14 protein-coding genes, 1 tRNA gene and 1 pseudogene are annotated in these 16,556 nt (G+C 67.0%); 10 read left to right on the top strand and 6 right to left on the bottom strand.

Going from position 1 to position 16,556, the window contains the following annotated elements:
* Positions 1 to 4 precede the first annotated feature (4 nt).
* Positions 5 to 94 (bottom strand) — tRNA-Ser (locus tag AC4GYU_RS06395).
* Positions 95 to 222: 128 nt separating this feature from the next.
* Between AC4GYU_RS06395 and AC4GYU_RS06390 the strand changes: the two genes are divergently transcribed.
* Together AC4GYU_RS06390 and hspQ are read left to right on the top strand one after the other, a co-directional pair.
* Complete coding sequence (locus AC4GYU_RS06390) at positions 223 to 906, top strand: SDR family NAD(P)-dependent oxidoreductase (protein ID WP_491086057.1); 684 nt, start codon at positions 223 to 225, stop codon at positions 904 to 906.
* A 66-nt stretch (positions 907 to 972) separates the two neighbouring features.
* Positions 973 to 1,320, top strand: a complete 348-nt coding sequence (gene hspQ / locus AC4GYU_RS06385) for a heat shock protein HspQ (protein WP_491086056.1) — start codon at positions 973 to 975, stop codon at positions 1,318 to 1,320.
* Positions 1,321 to 1,362: 42 nt separating this feature from the next.
* Here hspQ and AC4GYU_RS06380 read toward each other — a convergent pair whose 3' ends face one another.
* Positions 1,363 to 3,981 carry a TonB-dependent receptor plug domain-containing protein gene (locus tag AC4GYU_RS06380; protein WP_491086055.1) on the bottom strand — a complete coding sequence of 873 codons (2,619 nt, stop codon included), beginning with the start codon at positions 3,979 to 3,981 and terminating at the stop codon, positions 1,363 to 1,365.
* 437 nt (positions 3,982 to 4,418) lie between these two features.
* Between AC4GYU_RS06380 and AC4GYU_RS06375 the strand changes: the two genes are divergently transcribed.
* From AC4GYU_RS06375 to AC4GYU_RS06360, 4 genes and pseudogenes are all read left to right on the top strand, one after another.
* Positions 4,419 to 4,871 carry an Lrp/AsnC family transcriptional regulator gene (locus AC4GYU_RS06375; RefSeq protein WP_491086054.1) on the top strand — a complete coding sequence of 151 codons (453 nt, stop codon included), beginning with the start codon at positions 4,419 to 4,421 and terminating at the stop codon, positions 4,869 to 4,871.
* A 110-nt stretch (positions 4,872 to 4,981) separates the two neighbouring features.
* Positions 4,982 to 5,356 (top strand): annotated as a pseudogene (gene rplU / locus AC4GYU_RS06370) (50S ribosomal protein L21); the annotation flags it as partial.
* Between the two features lie 143 nt (positions 5,357 to 5,499).
* A complete protein-coding gene (gene rpmA / locus AC4GYU_RS06365; RefSeq protein ID WP_491086053.1) occupies positions 5,500 to 5,784 on the top strand; it encodes a 50S ribosomal protein L27 in 285 nt (94 codons plus the stop codon).
* Between the two features lie 168 nt (positions 5,785 to 5,952).
* Positions 5,953 to 6,489 carry a GNAT family N-acetyltransferase gene (locus tag AC4GYU_RS06360; protein WP_491086052.1) on the top strand — a complete coding sequence of 179 codons (537 nt, stop codon included), beginning with the start codon at positions 5,953 to 5,955 and terminating at the stop codon, positions 6,487 to 6,489.
* Here the strand turns inward: AC4GYU_RS06360 and AC4GYU_RS06355 are convergent.
* Entirely contained in the window at positions 6,486 to 7,373 is an 888-nt protein-coding gene (locus AC4GYU_RS06355; protein WP_491086051.1) for a metal-dependent hydrolase, read from the bottom strand. The genes AC4GYU_RS06360 and AC4GYU_RS06355 overlap by 4 nt on opposite strands.
* 49 nt (positions 7,374 to 7,422) lie before the next feature.
* Between AC4GYU_RS06355 and AC4GYU_RS06350 the strand changes: the two genes are divergently transcribed.
* Positions 7,423 to 8,016, top strand: coding sequence for a TetR/AcrR family transcriptional regulator (locus AC4GYU_RS06350; RefSeq protein ID WP_491086050.1), 594 nt, complete (start codon positions 7,423 to 7,425; stop codon positions 8,014 to 8,016).
* A 15-nt stretch (positions 8,017 to 8,031) separates the two neighbouring features.
* On the opposite strand, the gene AC4GYU_RS06345 is transcribed toward AC4GYU_RS06350, so the two are convergent.
* Complete coding sequence (locus AC4GYU_RS06345) at positions 8,032 to 9,414, bottom strand: serine hydrolase domain-containing protein (RefSeq protein ID WP_491086049.1); 1,383 nt, start codon at positions 9,412 to 9,414, stop codon at positions 8,032 to 8,034.
* Between the two features lie 222 nt (positions 9,415 to 9,636).
* Here AC4GYU_RS06345 and AC4GYU_RS06340 point away from each other — a divergent pair, with 222 nt between their 5' ends.
* The gene (locus AC4GYU_RS06340; protein WP_491086048.1) at positions 9,637 to 10,536 is read left to right on the top strand and encodes a hydrogen peroxide-inducible genes activator; all 900 of its coding nucleotides are present in this window, start codon (positions 9,637 to 9,639) and stop codon (positions 10,534 to 10,536) included.
* Positions 10,537 to 10,589: 53 nt separating this feature from the next.
* Here AC4GYU_RS06340 and katG read toward each other — a convergent pair whose 3' ends face one another.
* Entirely contained in the window at positions 10,590 to 12,827 is a 2,238-nt protein-coding gene (katG, locus tag AC4GYU_RS06335) for a catalase/peroxidase HPI (RefSeq protein WP_491086047.1), read from the bottom strand.
* Positions 12,828 to 13,074: 247 nt separating this feature from the next.
* On the opposite strand from katG, the gene AC4GYU_RS06330 reads away from it, so the two are divergent.
* Both AC4GYU_RS06330 and AC4GYU_RS06325 read left to right on the top strand, forming a co-directional pair.
* Positions 13,075 to 14,724, top strand: coding sequence for a PAS domain-containing protein (locus AC4GYU_RS06330; RefSeq protein ID WP_491086046.1), 1,650 nt, complete (start codon positions 13,075 to 13,077; stop codon positions 14,722 to 14,724).
* Between the two features lie 45 nt (positions 14,725 to 14,769).
* Positions 14,770 to 15,336, top strand: coding sequence for a hypothetical protein (locus AC4GYU_RS06325; RefSeq protein WP_491086045.1), 567 nt, complete (start codon positions 14,770 to 14,772; stop codon positions 15,334 to 15,336).
* On the opposite strand, the gene AC4GYU_RS06320 is transcribed toward AC4GYU_RS06325, so the two are convergent.
* A complete protein-coding gene (locus AC4GYU_RS06320) occupies positions 15,333 to 16,547 on the bottom strand; it encodes a threonine ammonia-lyase (protein ID WP_491086044.1) in 1,215 nt (404 codons plus the stop codon). The two genes, AC4GYU_RS06325 and AC4GYU_RS06320, sit on opposite strands and share 4 nt — an antisense overlap.
* Positions 16,548 to 16,556 lie beyond the last annotated feature (9 nt).

Genomic DNA, 16,556 nt, shown 5'->3' with positions numbered 1-16,556 from the left:
TCAGTGGCGGAGAGGGTGGGATTCGAACCCACGGTACCCGTGAGGGCACGCCGCATTTCGAGTGCGGTGCTTTCGACCACTCAGCCACCTCTCCGCAGTGAGAAATGAGGCATCCGGTCGGAAGGACCGGGGTCGCGGGGCGCCTCTAGCAGCGTGTTTCGGGCTTGCCTAGCGGCAATTGGGATTGAGGCCAGCTTGGCCGCATCATCGTATGAGCGCCACATGGCAGCCATGAATACCGTCGTGATCGGCGCCTCGGGCGGTATCGGGCAGGCACTGGCCGACCGGCTGGAGGGACAGGGCGAAATCGTTCACCGACTGTCGCGACGCGCCGACGGCTTCGACCTCACGCAGGAGGAGAGCATCGCGCACGCCGCCGCGGCCCTGCCCTTCGCGGCCATCGACCGGCTGATCGTGGCGACCGGCATGCTCCACAACGGCGCGCTCAAGCCTGAGCGGTCGCTGCGCGAGCTCGACGCCGAGCGCCTGCTGCAGAGCTTTAGGATCAATGCCGTGGGGCCGGCGCTCGTGCTTCGCCATTTCGTGCCCCTGCTGCGAAAGGACGGGCGCTCGACTGCCGCTTTGCTGTCGGCGCGGGTCGGGAGCATCAGTGATAACCGGCTGGGTGGCTGGTACGGCTACCGGGCGAGCAAGGCCGCGCTCAACCAGCTAGTCCGCACCGCCGCCGTCGAGATCGCACGCACCCGGCCGGAAGGGGTGGTGGTCGCGCTTCATCCCGGCACCGTCGACACCGGCATGAGCCGTCCCTTTCAGGGCAATGTAGCGGCGGAGAAGCTCTTTTCGCCCGAGCGCGCTGCCGAGCAATTGTGCGCGGTGATGGACCGGCTGACCCCGGCCCAAAGTGGCGGCTTCTTCGACTGGAGGGGGGACGCCATCCCCTTCTGACGCTCTTGCAGCGAGGGAGCAAAGCCCTAAGTTGCACCGATGCAGCCTGTCACGCGTTCTTCAAAAATGGACCAGATCCCGGCCCCGCCGATTGCTCTGGCGCGCTTCGGCATCGGCGAAGTCGTCCGTCACCGCCTGCTCGATTTCCGCGGCGTGGTGTTCGACGTCGACCCCGTCTTCGCGAACAGCGAGGAATGGTATCAGGCCATCCCGGCCGACATCCGCCCGTCGAAGGATCAGCCTTTCTATCACCTGCTCGCCGAGAATGGCGAAGGCAGTTACGTCGCCTACGTGTCGCAGCAGAACCTCATCCCCGACGACGAGGACGAGCCGGTCGACCATCCGGCGATCGAGAATCTGTTCGAGGCGTTCGAGCCTGGCCGCTACAAGCTCCGGCCCGAGCATCGCCACTGAGGCTCCCGCCCCGGTCGAACCGACCGGGGCAGCCCACCTCTCCTAGAAGTTGAGGCTCGCGCGGGCGTAGAGATAGCGCCCGTTGAAGCCGAATGGCGAGAAGCTGCTGAACGGCAGGAAATAGTTGTTCGCCGAATAGTTGCGCGGCAGTCCGGTCGCCGGATCGATCCCGCGCCCGGTCGCCAGCTTCGTCGGGTAGACATCGAAGATGTTGTTTCCGCCAAGCGCGAGCGTCAGCTGGTCGCCGACCGGCTTCACCCGGAACTCGAGGTCGGTGATCGTCTTGGCGGCCAGGTTGACGTCGTTGAACTCGTCGGCGCCCGCGGCAAGGACCTTGCCGTAGCGCGTCGCACGGAGCGTCAGCCCGAACCACTGCCGCTCGAAGTCGGCCGAGGCATTGATCTTGGTCCGCGGCTGCCCCTGCTCGAGCCGGAGCGATTCCTGGCGGCCGAAGAGGACCAGGCCCGGGATCGACGCCAGCGCGCCCGGCTGCGGGGCGTTCCGCGTGATCTTGGTCTTGTTGTAGTTGAAGCCGCCGGTGAGATTGAGCCGGCCCCCCATCATGTCGGGCACCCGGTAGGTCGCGACGAAGTCGAGGCCGCGCGTGCGGGTATCGACTCCGTTGATGAAGAAGCGGGCCGCGGTGACGGTCGGGAAGCCGGCCGCGATCAGCACGTTGCGGACCGCGGTATTCTGCGCCGCCGTGCCGAACGCGCCGAGATTCTCGGTGACCACGATGCGGTCGTCGATCTTCACTTGGTAGACGTCGAGCGTGACGTTGAGACGCGGCACCGCGCTGAAGACGAGGCCCGCCGAATAGCTCTGGCTCTGCTCGGCCTTCAGTTCGCGCGCACCAAGCGCCTGCGCCGCCGGATTGCTGACCGGCAAGGTGACCGTGTCGAGCAGGACGCCGCTGACGTTCTGGGTCGAGGCCGCGGCGAAGAATTGCTGCTGCAGCGAGGGCGCGCGGAAGCCGGTCGAGGCCGAGGCGCGCAGGGCGATCCCGTCGACCGGCTCGATCCGCCCGGCGACCTTCCAGTTGAGGTCGGAGCCGAAGTCCGAGTAATCCTCGTAGCGAAGCGCACCCTGGATGTTGATCTTGTCGGTGATGTCGCTGTCGATCTCGGCGTAGAGCGACTTGTTGTTGCGGCTATGCGGCTGGTCGACCCGCTGGCCGGCAATGGTCGGCTGGAAGCCCGGGAAGACCTGCGCGCCCGGCGAGCCCCCGAACGTGCCATTGCCATAGCTGTTGAATTCGCCCGGGCGGATGTCGAACCGTTCCCGGCGATATTCCGCACCGACCGACAGGCTGGTCTTCGCCGCGAAGCCGAGCGCGAGGTCGCGGGTCACGTCGAGGTTGGCGAGCGTCTGGCGGTAGCGAAGGCCGCCGCTGTCGAATTCGGTCGGCGAGGTCGGCCCGAGCGAGCGGTTGAGCGTATTGGTGATCTTGAAGTCGGTCTTGTTGCGTCCCTGCTGGACCGACACGTCCCAGCGCCAGCCGCTGAGATCGCCGCGCACGCCGACCGTTCCGGCGAGGTCCTTGGTCTTGGTGTTGATCAGCGGCAGGAAGCCGTCGGGATAGATGCTTGGAATGTTGTTGCTGTTGAGCGGCTGGCGATAGAAGCCCGCGCTCTCTCCGTTGCGCTGGTTGGCATTGCCGAACCAGTAGAGTTCGGCCGCGCCGATCGGCAGGTCGCCGTTCAGCCACAGCTTGTAATCCTCGGTCGCGGCATCGCCGTAGCGATGGCTGAAGCGGTTGAAGGTCAGTTCACGCGGATCGAGCGCCGTGCCGACCAGCGGATACTGGCGGCGCTGGTCGGCGCCGGTCCGGTTGGTGCTGTTGCGATCCTGGAACTCGCCCGCGACGTTGAGCTGGCCCTCGCTCCCGAGCGGCACGCCGACCACCGCAGCCAGGGTGATGGTGCGGCCATCCCGGCGCTTGCGGTCGTCGCCGGTGTAATTGAGCGTCAGCACCCCGTCGGGGGTCAGCACGGGCGAGCCGTCGGGATTGGTCTGGACGCCGGTGTATGTCTCGACGCCGTCGACGTCGGTGACGTAGCGGCCGAAGGTGACGCTCGCCTTGCCGCCGCTGCGGGCGCTGCGGAGCTGGAAGTTGATCACGCCGGCGATCGCGTCCGAGCCATATTGGGCGGCCGCGCCATCGCGCAGCACTTCGACCCGGCTTAGCGCGATGGTCGGGATCATGTTGATGTCGACCGCGCTGGTGCCGCGTCCGACCGACCCGTTGATGTTGAGCAGCGCGGCGCTGTGGCGGCGCTTGCCGTTGATCAGGACCAGCGTCTGGTCGGGGCCGAGGCCGCGGAGCGTCGCCGGGCGGATGACGTCGGTGCCGTCGGTGATCGAAGGCTGCGGAAAGTTGAAGCTCGGCACTTCCTGGGTCAGCGCGCGGTTGACCTCGGTAAAGCCGGTATTGCCGAGGCTCTCGGCCGACAGCACGTCGACCGGGACGGGCGAATCGGCCACGGTCCGGTCGTTGCGGCGGGTGCCGGTGACCACCACGGTCGACTGGTCGGGCGTGTCGCCCTGCGCCGCCGCCTCGCCGACGGTGGCTTCCTGGATGGCGGCCTGATTCTGCTGGGCGCTGGCCGGAGTCGCGGCGAGGACCGCAAGAGTGCTGGCACCGACAAGCAACGCAGTCATCGATCTGGTCATCACTTTACCCCCATCGTCGGGCCAGCCGGCCCTGAAGCAGACGAAGCTGTCACGCCCGGGCATCGGGACCAGCATGAATTTCGACGAGCAGCCGGCCCCTGCCCTGCTTTTCCCGCCCGTTGTGCTGACCGGGCCACAGCGGGCCGCGGACACGAGAAAAGGCCCCGGTGGGAGGGATCCACCGGGGCGAGTTTCTCAAGGGTCGAGAAGGGGGCCGGCATCCGGGCGCAGATGAGCGCGATAGATGCCGGCCATCCCGAAATTGGAATAATCTTGCGTGCTCTGATCAAGACGTCTTCCGCTCGGAACACCCGGAAATTGCGCTTTCTCGAGCAGCCTCGCAAGGGGGTGGAAGGAATAACAAGCGGCGTGCAGCGCGCCTTGCACTTCTGCAAGTTCTTGCTCAAAATCGAGGCGATATGAAAATGGATCAGACCGACCGCAGGATTCTCGCCATCCTCCAGGAGGACGCGACCCTGCCCGTGGCCGACATCGGTGCCCGGGTCGGCCTTTCGCCCACCCCCTGCTGGCGGCGAATCCAGAAGCTGCGGCAGGCCGGGGTGATCGAGCGGACCGTCGCGGTGGTCGACCCCAAGGCACTGGGACTCGACCTCATCGTGTTCATCGAGGTCGAGGCCCGCGACCACAGCAGCGAGTGGCAGGAGCGCTTCCTCGCCGGGGTCTCGCGGCTTCCCGAGGTGCTCGAAGTGGTGCGGATGGCGGGCGAAACCGATTACTGGCTCCGCGTCGCAGTCCGCGACATGACCCATTTCGACAATTTCTATAAGGAGTTGATCGCCGCCGGACCGCTCAAGAACGTGACGTCGAAATTCGCGATGGAGCGCTGCAAGAGCTCGACGGCCTATCCGGTCGGTTGACGGCGGCGACTTCTCTGCCTAGTGGGCACACCTTCCCGCGCGGACCGGCGCCACGCTGCCGCATGGGTCAAGCAATCAATGCGTTGAAGCATAGAAAAGAGAAGAGGCCCATGTTCGCTATCGTGCGCACCGGCGGCAAGCAGTATCGCGTGTCACCGGGAGACAAGATCGTCGTCGAGAAGCTGGACGGCAATGCCGGTGACAGCATCACCATCTCCGACGTCCTGCTCGCCGGTGACGGCTCGGACCTGAAGGGCACCGACGGTCTGACCGTCGCCGCCGAGATCGTCGCCCAGGCCAAGGGCGACAAGGTGGTCGTCTTCAAGAAGCGTCGCCGCCACAACTATCGCCGCAAGGCGGGTCATCGCCAGCAGCACACGATCCTCAAGATCGTGTCGATCGGCGGCGAGAAGCAGCAGAAGGCTGCCGACGGCGACGCCAAGAAGGCGCCGAAGAAGGCCAAGGCCGCTCCGGCCCCGGGCGAGATCGACGAGACCAAGGTCGCTTCGAGCGAGGGCGTGGTCCCCGCCGACGCCGGTACCGAGGCCACGCAGGACGTGACCAACTCGACTCAGGATGCTGCGCCTGCTAAGGGCAAGGCCAAGAAGACTCCGAAGGCTTAAGAACGATGGCACATAAGAAGGCAGGCGGCTCGTCGCGTAACGGCCGTGATTCCGAGAGCAAGCGCCTTGGCGTGAAGAAGTTCGGTGGCGAAGCTGTCGTCGCCGGCAACATCATCGTGCGTCAGCGCGGCACGCGCTGGTACCCGGGCTCGAACGTGGGCCTCGGCAAGGATCACACACTGTTCGCGCTCACCGACGGCAAAGTTGCGTTTCGTGACGGCCGCCAAGGCCGCAAGTACGTCCACGTCGAGGCGCTTAACATGGCGCCGATGGCGGACGCAGCCGAATAGGGGTTGGTCGCTGACGGGCCGCCCCAGGTGGGGGCAGCCCGAACCAGGACTTCATCCGAAGACCTGAAAGGGAGAAGAGGGCAGCCCCCTCTTCTCCCTTTCTTTTTCTTCTCCCGGATTTGTCATCTGGCTCCGCTAGCGGGCCGGCAGGGGAAGGAAGGTCCGACGATGTTCGCCCGCACCGAAAGATTATTGCTGAGGCCAGGCTGGGCGGAAGACGCCCCGGCCCTCGCCCGCGCCATCGCCGACGAGGCGATCGTCCGCAATCTGGCCACTGCGCCCTGGCCCTACGGCCTCAAGGAAGCGCTCGAGTTCCTGGAGAAGCCCAAGGACCCGGTTCTGCCGAGCTTCCTCCTCCTCCGCCGCACCGACGGCGCGCCCGAGCTGATCGGCGCCGCCGGCTTCGCCCGCAAGCCGGGGGGCGCGGTCGAGATCGGCTACTGGATCGCCCGCGCCCACTGGGGCCAAGGCTATGCGACGGAGGCCGGACGCCAGCTGGTGGAGATCGCCCGGACGATCGGGCTGTGCCGGCTCGAGGCCGCGCACTTCATCGACAATCCGGCGAGCGGACGGGTGCTCGAGAAGCTCGGCTTCCTGCCCGTCGGCCGGACGGCCCCGCGCCACAGTTGCGCGCGGCAGAGCGAACAGCCGGCCAAGCTGTTCGCGCTCGACCTTGACTGCGGAGAAGCGGCGCTGGCGGCCTAGGCCGCCCGGCGCACGCGCCGCGCCGGCGGCTCCTGGCGATAGTCGTAGGTCGAATCCCAGCCGCGGATGAGCGCGCGATCGTCATGCTTCCACGGGTGGAAGCCGGGCAGGAAGTAGCCGACCCAGGCCGACGCGACCTTGCGGAAGATCCCCGGACGGCCCCACATCGCCCACAGGGCGCCGGCCCAAGCGCGGACGCCCGTGATGCCATCCTGGCGAAGCAGTTCGAGCACGCCTTGCGTCCGGTGATGGACGAAGTTGCGGGTGACGAGGACCATCAGCAGCGACTTCACCTTCCACCGCTTCCAGCGGCTCCAGTCCTTGGTGGCGGCCAGCCAGGTGTCATAGGCGACGCCCTTGTGCTCGATCTCCTCGACGGCATGCCAGCGCCACAGGTCGGCGGTCGCCTGATCGGCGTTGGCGAGGTGGCGCGGGTTGGCGAGCAGCTCATGAGCAATGATCGCGGTGAAATGCTCGAGCGCCATGGTCGCCGCGAGATCGAGGATCGGCGGACGGCCCTTGAGGAGGTCGAGGCTCTCTTGAACGGTCTTCTCGAGCGGCGCGAGATCGTAGCCCGCGTCGACCGCGCGGCGGTTGAAGGCGAGATGCTCGCGGCTGTGAATGACTTCCTGCGTGGTGAAGGCACGGATCTCGCCGGCGAGCTTTTCATCGGCGCAATCGCGGAAGGCGCGAATGCTCTCGATAAAATAGGCCTCGCCCTTGGGGAAGGTCGCCGAGAGCGCATTGTAGAGCGCGGTCTCGTAAGGCGAGTTGTTCAGCCACCAGCGCGGGGTCTGTTCGTCACGCCCGAAACGGCGGTCGCGCGGGGTGATGGTGAGGTCGTCGGGCGTCACCTGACTGCGCTCGAGACTTGCCACACTCATGCTGGTCCTCCAATCCGATAGGACGAACATCTGATGATTGCTTACAAGAATGTCAATAAGAACACTGGCACGCAAGCGTGTGTCGCCCGAGGAAAGCCGCGCTGCCGCCCTTTCGGCTGCGCGTGACCTCCTCAAGAGCGAGGGCGCGGCTGCGGTCACGCTCCAGGCCGTCGCCGCGCGAGTCGGGCGGACGCACGCCAATCTGCTCCATCATTTCGGCTCGGCCGCGGGGCTCCAGCGCGCGCTCGCCGAGGATATTGCGCGGACGGTGTCGAGCTCGATCGAGAGCGCGATCGAGCAGCGCCGCCGAGGCGAGGCGAGCGAGCGCGACGTCATCGACGCTATGTTCGATGCCTTCCGCCGTGACGGCGCGGGCGAACTCATCGGCTGGATTGCGCTCACGCGGCAGCGCGAGGCGCTCGAGCCGGTGGTGGCGACGATCGAGCGGATCATCCGCACGATGCGCGCCGCGGGCGATCCGCGCCCAGTCGACCGGATGACGATGAGCCTTACCCTGCTCGCGATCGGCGACAGTCTCGCCGGGGTCGAGATCGCGCGGGCCTGCGGGCTCGACCGTGAAGTCATCCGCGACGTCGCCATCGCGCAGATCGAGGGCCTTGCCGGAAGCCCCTTGCGCGACTGACGCGGGCGCTCGCGCTCAGCTCGGATTTACCTCTTCTGTTGGAGGCGGCCCCGCCCAGGTTCCGACCTGCGGCTCGATCGCCCCGTTGCCGTAGAAGAGCATCTGCGGCTTGCCGTCGGGTCCCTTTGCGATGTCGAAATAGCTGAGCGAGCGCGGACCGTAGAAGAAGCGCCCATTCCCCGCTGACAGCACTGCGTTGGCCGGGCCGTCGGAACGCTGCGTGTAGAGCTTGCCCTCGCGGGCGAAGAAGCGCCGCTCGCCCTTGTCGTCGCGATAGATGCCGAGCCACGGCGTGACGGCTTCGAGCGCGACCGGCTGCGCGACAAGGCGCGGAAGCGGTTGTCCGAGCGCTTCGGCGACCAGGCGCCGAGCGAGAATGCCGCTATCCACGGGGCCGCTGTCGCTGTTGCCGAGCACGGCGACGAACAGCTTGCGCGAGGGCACGTAAATGCTCTCGGTCGAGAAGCCGAAGATCCCGCCATTGTGGCCGATCGTCCCCTGCCCGCGAACCTCGCCCAGCGACAGACCGAAGCCGTAGCGCTCGGTCGCGCCAGCCGGCAGCATCGGCGTGGTCATCGCCGTATAGCTTGCGGGTGAGAGGACCTTGCCGCCATGGAGCGCCGCCGCCCACCGGGCGAGGTCGGCGGCCGTCCCCACCAGCGCCCCGGCCCCGCTCGGAAAGCTCATGTCGATCTTCTGCGCCGCCTTGCCGGGGCCGTTGAAGCCGTCGACCGTCGTGGCGCCCGGCTCGCACCCGCAGCGGATGGACTTGAGCCCAAGGGGTCCGGTGATCTTGTCGCGAAGCGCAGCGTACCAGGGCTTGCCGGTGACCTGTTCGACTACGGCGGAAAGCAGCACGTAACCGCTATTGTTGTAGCGGAAGCGGGTACCGGGTGCGAAATCGAGGGGCTGGTCGCGGGTCGCGTCGATCAGCTGCTGGGTGGTGATCGGCTGGCTGGTCCGCGCCTCGATCATGAAGAAGGGCTTGGCGGTGTAGCTCGGAATGCCCGACGTATGGTTGAGCAATTGCCGGAGCGTCACGTCATGCCAGGCGGTGGGCGTGGCGGTCGGCAGCAGCTTGCCGAGATTGTCGTCGAGCGAGAGCTTTCCCTCGTCGACCAGCTTCAGCACCAGCGCCGCGGTGAACTGCTTGGTGATCGAGGCATAGCGGAAGACGTCGTCGGGCTTGAGCGGCCGCGAATCACTCAATGATGCCCGGCCGACCGCGCCGTTCCAGGCGATCTTGCCGTCCCGGGAGATGACGGCGCTGACCCCGGATCCGTCGGCCGGCACTTCTGCGACGAGGAGCGCGGTGGCGCGCTGCTGGAGGGGCGTCGGCGCAGCGAGGGCGCTTGCGCTCGTGGCAAGCGCGACCAGCGCGGCCATAGGCTTCAACATTCACCATCCTCCTCAAAGACGACGGTGTGTTATCGGCATAAAACAGTAAGGGTCAAGGGTGGCCGCCGCCGCGAGGTGCCGGTCCAAGGGGATAGATCGACAGATGGGCGGCGGCCCGGATCGCTCTGCAGGGGAACAGATACAATCCGTTGCCCTTCCATCTGAACCTTTTGCATTATGCGGTCCAACAACTTAGTGCGGTCACCTTCAGTGGCGAAATTAATGACAGCCTACCTCCCGACCCTCCGGCAATTGCAATATCTGGTTGCGCTCCACGACCACGGCCATTTCGGCCGCGCCGCCGAAAGCTGCTTCATCACCCAGTCGACTTTGTCCGCCTCGCTGCGCGAGCTGGAGACGTTGCTGGGATCGACGCTGGTCGAGCGATCGCGCCGCGTCACGCGCTTCACGCCGCTCGGCATGCGGATCGTGAGCAAGGCGCGGCTGGTGCTGCGCGCGGCCGAGGAATTGGCCGACATGGCGCAGGCGGAGCGCGAGCCCTTGACCGGTGAATTGCGGATGGCGGTCATTCCGACCATTGCCCCCTTCCTTCTTCCGCCGCTCCTCCCCCGGCTTCGCGCGGCCCATCCGCAACTCAAGCTCTTCCTGCGCGAGGAGCCGAGCGGCGCGGCCTGCGACAGCCTTCATCGCGGCGTGGTCGACTGCGTCCTCCTCGCCATGCCGTTCGAATGCGGCGACATCGCCCACGACCTTCTGTTCGAGGACAAGTTGCTGGTCGCCGCCGCAGCCGGAGAAGTTGGCAATGGCGCAGTGCGGCCCGAGGACATCAGCGCAAGCCGTATGCTGCTCCTCGAGGACGGGCATTGCCTCAAGGACCATGCGCTCGCCGCCTGCAACCGGCCCGACCTCCGCTCGTCGGCGATGATGCTCGGAACCTCGCTCCATACGCTCGTCCAGATGGTCGACAACCGGCTCGGCGTGACGCTCGTCCCGGAAATGGCGGTCGATGCCGGCCTGCTCGAGGGCACGCAGGTCGAGGCCCATGCGCTCAATTCCGAGCAGGCCCGCCGCGACGTGGCGTTGATCTGGCGCCAGGGATCGCCGCGCGAAGCGGAATTCCGGCTTCTCGCCGACGAACTGCGCCGCCTCCGCAGCGCATGAAAAAAGGGCCGGCGGATCGCTCCGCCGGCCCCTCCTTCAGCTCCAATCCGCGATCAGACGCCGGCGTAGGTGCCGTCGCCCGCCTGGTCGGCCGAGACCTTGCGCTCGGGCAGGAGGTCGAAGCGGTCGGCGTTCATCACCTTGGTCCAGGCATCGACGAAGTGGCGGACGAAGAGCTGCTCGTTGCCCTTCTCGGCATAGACCTCGGCGGTGGCGCGCAGCTGGCTGTTCGAACCGAAGATGAGGTCGGTGCGGGTCGCCCGCCACTTCTCGGTCCGGCCGCCGCGGTCGTAGCCGATGAACTCCTCGTCGGCGCTGCTGTCGACCACTTCCCAGAAGGTGTCATTGTCCAGCAGGTTGACGAAGAAGTCGTTGGTCAGCTGGCCGACGCGGTTGGTCAGCACGCCTTCCTTGCGGTTCTGGTAGGTGGCGCCGAGCACGCGAAGCCCGCCGACCAGCGCCGTCATCTCCGGCACCGACAGCCCGAGCAAAGCCGCCTTGTCGATCAGCAGCTCCTCGGTCTTCACGCTGTGCTTGGTCTTGAGATAGTTGCGGAAGCCATCGGCCGCCGGCTCCATCACCGCAAAGCTCTCGGCATCGGTCCATTCCTCGGTCGCGTCGCCGCGACCGCCGCTGAACGGCACCTCGACCGAGTAGCCGGCATCACGCGCCGCCTTCTCGACCGCCGCGGTGCCGGCCAGCACGATGGCGTCGGCCATCGAGAGGCTGCCGCGAAGCTCCTCGATCTTGGCGAGGATCGCGCCAAGCTCTTCCGGCTCGTTGACCTCCCAGTTGCGCTGCGGCTCGAGGCGGACGCGTGCGCCGTTGGCACCGCCGCGATGGTCCGACTTGCGATAGGTCGAGGCCGAGGCCCAGGCCGCCTTGACCAGCTGGCCGACCGAGAAGCCGGCATTCAGGATCTTGTCCTTGAAGGCCGAGACATCGCCGTCGGACGGCTTGGTGCCGGCCGGGACCGGATCCTGCCAGATGAGGTCTTCCGCCGGGACTTCCGGCCCGAGGTAGCGGATCTTGGGGCCCATGTCGCGGTGGCAGAGCTTGAACCAGGCGCGGGCGAAGGCGTCCTTGAACGCCTCGTGGTCGTTGCGGAACTTCTCGCTGATCTTGCGGAATTCCGGGTCGACCTTGAGCGCCATGTCGGCCGTGGTCATCATGGTCGGAACGCGCTTCGACGGATCGTGCGCGGCCGGGGCCATGTCCTCGGGCTTCTGGTTAATCGGCTGCCACTGCTGGGCGCCGGCCGGCGAGCGGACGAGCTCATATTCATAGTCGAGGAGCAGGCGGAAATAGTTCTCCGACCATTCGGTCGGGGTGTTCACCCACGCGCCTTCGATGCCGCTGGTGATGGTGTGCTCGCCCATCCCGCTCTCGAAGGTGCTGGTCCAGCCGAGGCCCATCATCGAAATGTCCGAGCCCTCGGGCGCGGCACCGACGAGGCTCGCGTCGCCCGCGCCGTGCGCCTTGCCGAAGGTGTGGCCGCCCGCGGTCAGCGCGACGGTCTCCTCATGGTTCATCGCCATGCGCTCGAAAGTGATCTTGATGTCGCGCGCCGACTGGAGCGGGTCGGGATTGCCGCCCGGGCCTTCCGGATTGACGTAGATGAGGCCCATCTGGATCGCGGCAAGCGGATGCTCGAGCTCCATCTCGTGATCGGGCTGGATACGGGTTTCCTCCGCGGCCACCCACTGCTCCTCGGCACCCCAGTAGATGTCCCGCTCGGGCTCGAAGACGTCGCGGCGACCGCCGCCGAAGCCAAACACCGGCCCGCCCATGCTCTCGATGGCGACGTTGCCGGCGAGGATGAAGAGGTCGGCCCAGCTGATGTTCTTCCCGTACTTCTGCTTGATCGGCCAGAGCAGGCGGCGGGCCTTGTCGAGATTGCCGTTGTCCGGCCAGCTGTTGAGCGGCGCGAAGCGCTGCTGACCGCTGTTCGCGCCGCCACGGCCATCGGCGGTGCGGTAGGTGCCGGCCGCGTGCCACGCCATGCGGATCATGAACGGGCCATAATGGCCATAGTCCGCCGGCCACCACGGCTTGCTGTCGGTCATCAGGGCGGTGAGGTCAGCCTTCAGCGCCTGATAGTCGAGCGCGTTGAACGCCTCGGCATAATCGAAGTCGGCACCCATCGGGTCGGGCGACATGCCGCCCTGGGTGAGGATATCGACCGGCAGCGCTTCCGGCCACCAGTCCTTGTTCTGTCGCCCGAGCAGCGAACGCGCCTTGTCCTGATGAAAGGGACAGCCGCCGCTGAGATCGCCGGTCTTTGCGTCCATAATTTCGAGCCTCCTGAGAATGAATTCCGATGTTCCCCTAGCTCGGCGCGGACATCGACCAAAACAAACAATCTTCGCCGGTCTGACCGGAAAATCCGATTGATCGGGAGCAGAGGCAAGAAAGTGCCTTGGGCCGCCGGAGGGCAGAACCTTAAACGAGTTTGTTGCCCTGTAGGAAAAGCCATGAGACCGTCCCTCATGGTCCGCATGCCGAGTCGCGGTAGCGGAACGGGCGGGGACGATGCGCATGCGGGAGTCCGGACAGGGGGCGGAAGCGACCGGGCAGAAGGTCGCGGCGACGCTGGCGGCGATCACGCTTGCCGGACTGCTCGTCGTCGCCGCGCTTAATGGTGCCTGGGCGAGCGTCGCGATCGGGCTTCTTTCCGCACTGGCCGGCGGCGCGCTGGTCATCTTCTCGGTCCGTCCGAAGATGCGCCAGGTCTCGACCGAGCTGGAATCGGCCCGGCAGCTTCATTCGGACCTGATCGAATTCCCGCCGCAGGCGGTGTTCCTCGCCACGCCCGACGGGCGCTTCACCCATGTCGGATCGCGCTGGACCGAGTGGACCGGGATGGACGCGGGCGAGGCGGCGGCCGGGCGCTGGACCGACGCGGTTCATCCCGACGACCGTGCGACCGTGGTCGCGGCCTGGGCGAATGCGGTCGCTTCGGGCGTCGATTCCGAGCAGGAATATCGCCTGCTCTTCACCTCGAACCGTTACCGCTGGATCCGCAGCTTCGCGACTCCCGTGCGCAATTCCGACGGCAGCATCCGCAGCTGGCACGGCATGTTCGAGGATGTTCACGAGCGCCGCGTCGCCGAGGAGCAATTGCGCCAGACCTCGAGCCTGCTGGAGATGATCGGCACTTCGACCGACAGCCTGATGTACGTGAAGGATCGCGAGGGGCGCCTCGTCTATGCCAATCGCGCGCTCGAGCGGCTGGCCGGCGTCAGTCTCGCGGAAATCCTCGGCAAGACCGACGCCGAATGGAATGCCGATCCGCTCGAGGCCCAGGCCTTCCGTACCGCGGACCTCAGGGTGATGGCCTCGGGACGGAGCGAGGACCTGGAAGAGGTCTTTACCGGGCGCGGCGGGTCCCCACGTTACTATCGCTCGATGAAGAGCCCGCTGCGCGATCGGTCGGGCGCGATCATCGGGGTGTTCGGGGTCTCGACCGATTTCACCGACAAGCGCGAGGCCGACCTCCGCGAGAAGCTCCTCACCCGCGAGCTCGATCACCGGGCCAAGAACCTGCTTGCCGTCGTCCAGTCCGTCGTCGCCTTGACCCGCGCTCCTACCGTCACCGCCTTCAAGAGCGCGGTCGAAGGCCGAATCCATGCGCTCGGACGGACCCATGCCATGCTTTCGGCGAGCCGCTGGGAGGGCGCCGACCTCCAGCGGATCGTCGGTGAGGAGATGGCCGGGTTCGAGTTGAGCGAAGGCCGGTTCCACCTGTCGGGCCCGCCGGTGCTGCTGAAGCCGGTGGTCGCGCAGAGCCTGGCGCTGATCATCCACGAACTGGCGAGCAACGCCGTCGCCCATGGCGCTTTGTCCTCCCCTTCGGGTGAGGTCTCGGTCCACTGGAAGACCGGCGAGCGCGGCGGGCTCCCTCACCTCATCCTGTCATGGCGCGAGCGCGGCGGGCCCGCGGTGAAGGAGCCGCGCAACGACGGCGGCTTCGGCCTGAAGCTCATCAGGAACAGCGTCGAGCGCCAGCTGGCCGGAAGCATCGCCATCGACTTTGCCGAGACGGGGCTCGTCGCCAACCTCGACGTCCTGCTCGATCGGACGCTTCCCACTGCCAGCGGGTCGGCGCCGGGCAAACGCACCCTTCGCTCGCGCCGCTCGCGGTCGGAGGGGAGGGAGTCGCGGAGCGGGGATCAGGCCGCTGCCTGACGCTCGGCGGAACCACCGCCGCCTCATTCTTGTTACTTTGCTGCAATGACAGCGACCCCCGATCAACGCCGGGCTCGGACCACCGCCTTGTGCGGATGGCTCATTCTCCTCCTCGGCGCCGGCGCGCTCCTCCTTCCCGAAGTCGCCGCGTCGAGCGGTGCGCTGGTGGTCGGTCAGCTGTTGCTCGTCGCAGGCCTGCTCGAGGTCGTCGCGGCGAGCGGCCGGCGGGTCGCCCGGCTTCCCGCCAGCCTTGCCGGGCTTGCGACGGTGATCGCCGGCGGTCTCTTCCTCGCCCGCGAGGAAACGCGCTTCCTCCCCAACATCACGGTCATGACCTTCTGGCTGGTGCTGCGCGTGCTGGCGCTCGGTGTTGCGACCGCGCGCTCGGGTGGTTCCGCGATCCGCCGCTGGACCGGCATCGCCGCGGCGACCGACCTTGCGCTGTCGGTGATCCTCATCCTCGGCCTGCCGCTCGCGAGCATCATCGTCGCGCTGTTCGGGACGACCAGCGACCTTGTGGCGAGCTTCTCATGGGTGCTTGCGACGAGCTTCCTCGCCACGGGCGCGATGCTGCTCCAGATCGCCGCCTGCGAACGCGAGGGTGCCGACTAGTCGAGCTCGGCCCGCTCGACGATGAAGCCCTTGGCCTCGAGCCGGGCGACGAGCGCATCGATGGCCTGCGAATCCCGCGCCTCGCACTCGACCTCGATGACCGTGTCCTTGGCCGGCAGCTTCGAGAAGATGCGCTGGTGGTTGACCTCGATGATGTTGACCCCGGCCGCATGGAAGCAGGCGGTAATCGACGCCAAAGCGCCCGGCTGGTCCTGCGCCCCGATCCGGAGCCGGGCGATCCGCCCGCAGCGGACCAGCTCGCGGATCAGCACGTTGGCGAGGAGGTGCGTGTCGATGTTCCCGCCGCACAGCACGGTCGCGACCTTCTTGCCGCGGAATTGCTCGGGATTGGCGAGAAGCAAAGCGAGACCGGCGGCGCCCGCCCCCTCGACCACGGTCTTCTCGATCCCGACCAGCAACGCCACCGCATGCTCGAGGTCGCGCTCGGCGACGAGCTCGATGCGGTCGACCTGATCCTTGATGATGGCGCGGGTGAGCTTGCCGGGCTCCTTGACCGCAATGCCCTCGGCCAGCGTGTCGCCGCCGATTGCCCCCGCCCCGCCCTCGACGACGTTCTTCATCGACGGATAGAGCTCGGCCTCGACGCCGACGACCTCGATGTCGGGCCGCTCCGACCGCGCCGCGATCGCGATCCCGCTGATCAGCCCGCCGCCCCCGATCGGCACCACCAACGTGTCGAGGTCGGGAACTTCGGCCAGCATCTCGAGGGCGATCGTTCCGGTCCCCGCGACGATGGCGGGGTCGTCGAAGGGGTGGACGAAGACCAGTCCCTCGGCCGCCTCGAGCTCACGGGCGTGGGCATAGGCATCGTCGAAGCGCGCACCATGCAGGATCACCCGCGCGCCATGCTCCTCGGTCTGCCCGACCTTCATCAGCGGCGTGCTGGTCGGCATGACGATCGTCACCGGAATGCCGAGGCGACGACCATGGTAGGCGACGGCCTGGGCATGGTTGCCGGCGCTCGCCGCGATCACCCCGCGGGCCCGCTCGTCGTCGCTCAGCTGGAGCAGCTTGTTGAGCGCGCCGCGCTCCTTGTAGGCGGCGGTGAACTGGAGGTTCTCGAACTTCAGCCAGACCTCCGCCCCGATGATCTCGGACAGGGTCCGGCTCTTCAGGAAGGGCGTGCGCAGCACGGCTCCGTCGATACGGGCGGCGGCGGCGCGGATGTCGGCGATGGTGGGCGGTGTCATGCCCGGTCA

The organism is Sphingomonas sp. SP2 (assembly GCF_058313385.1).
This window is presented reverse-complemented; position numbering and strand designations above follow the sequence as displayed.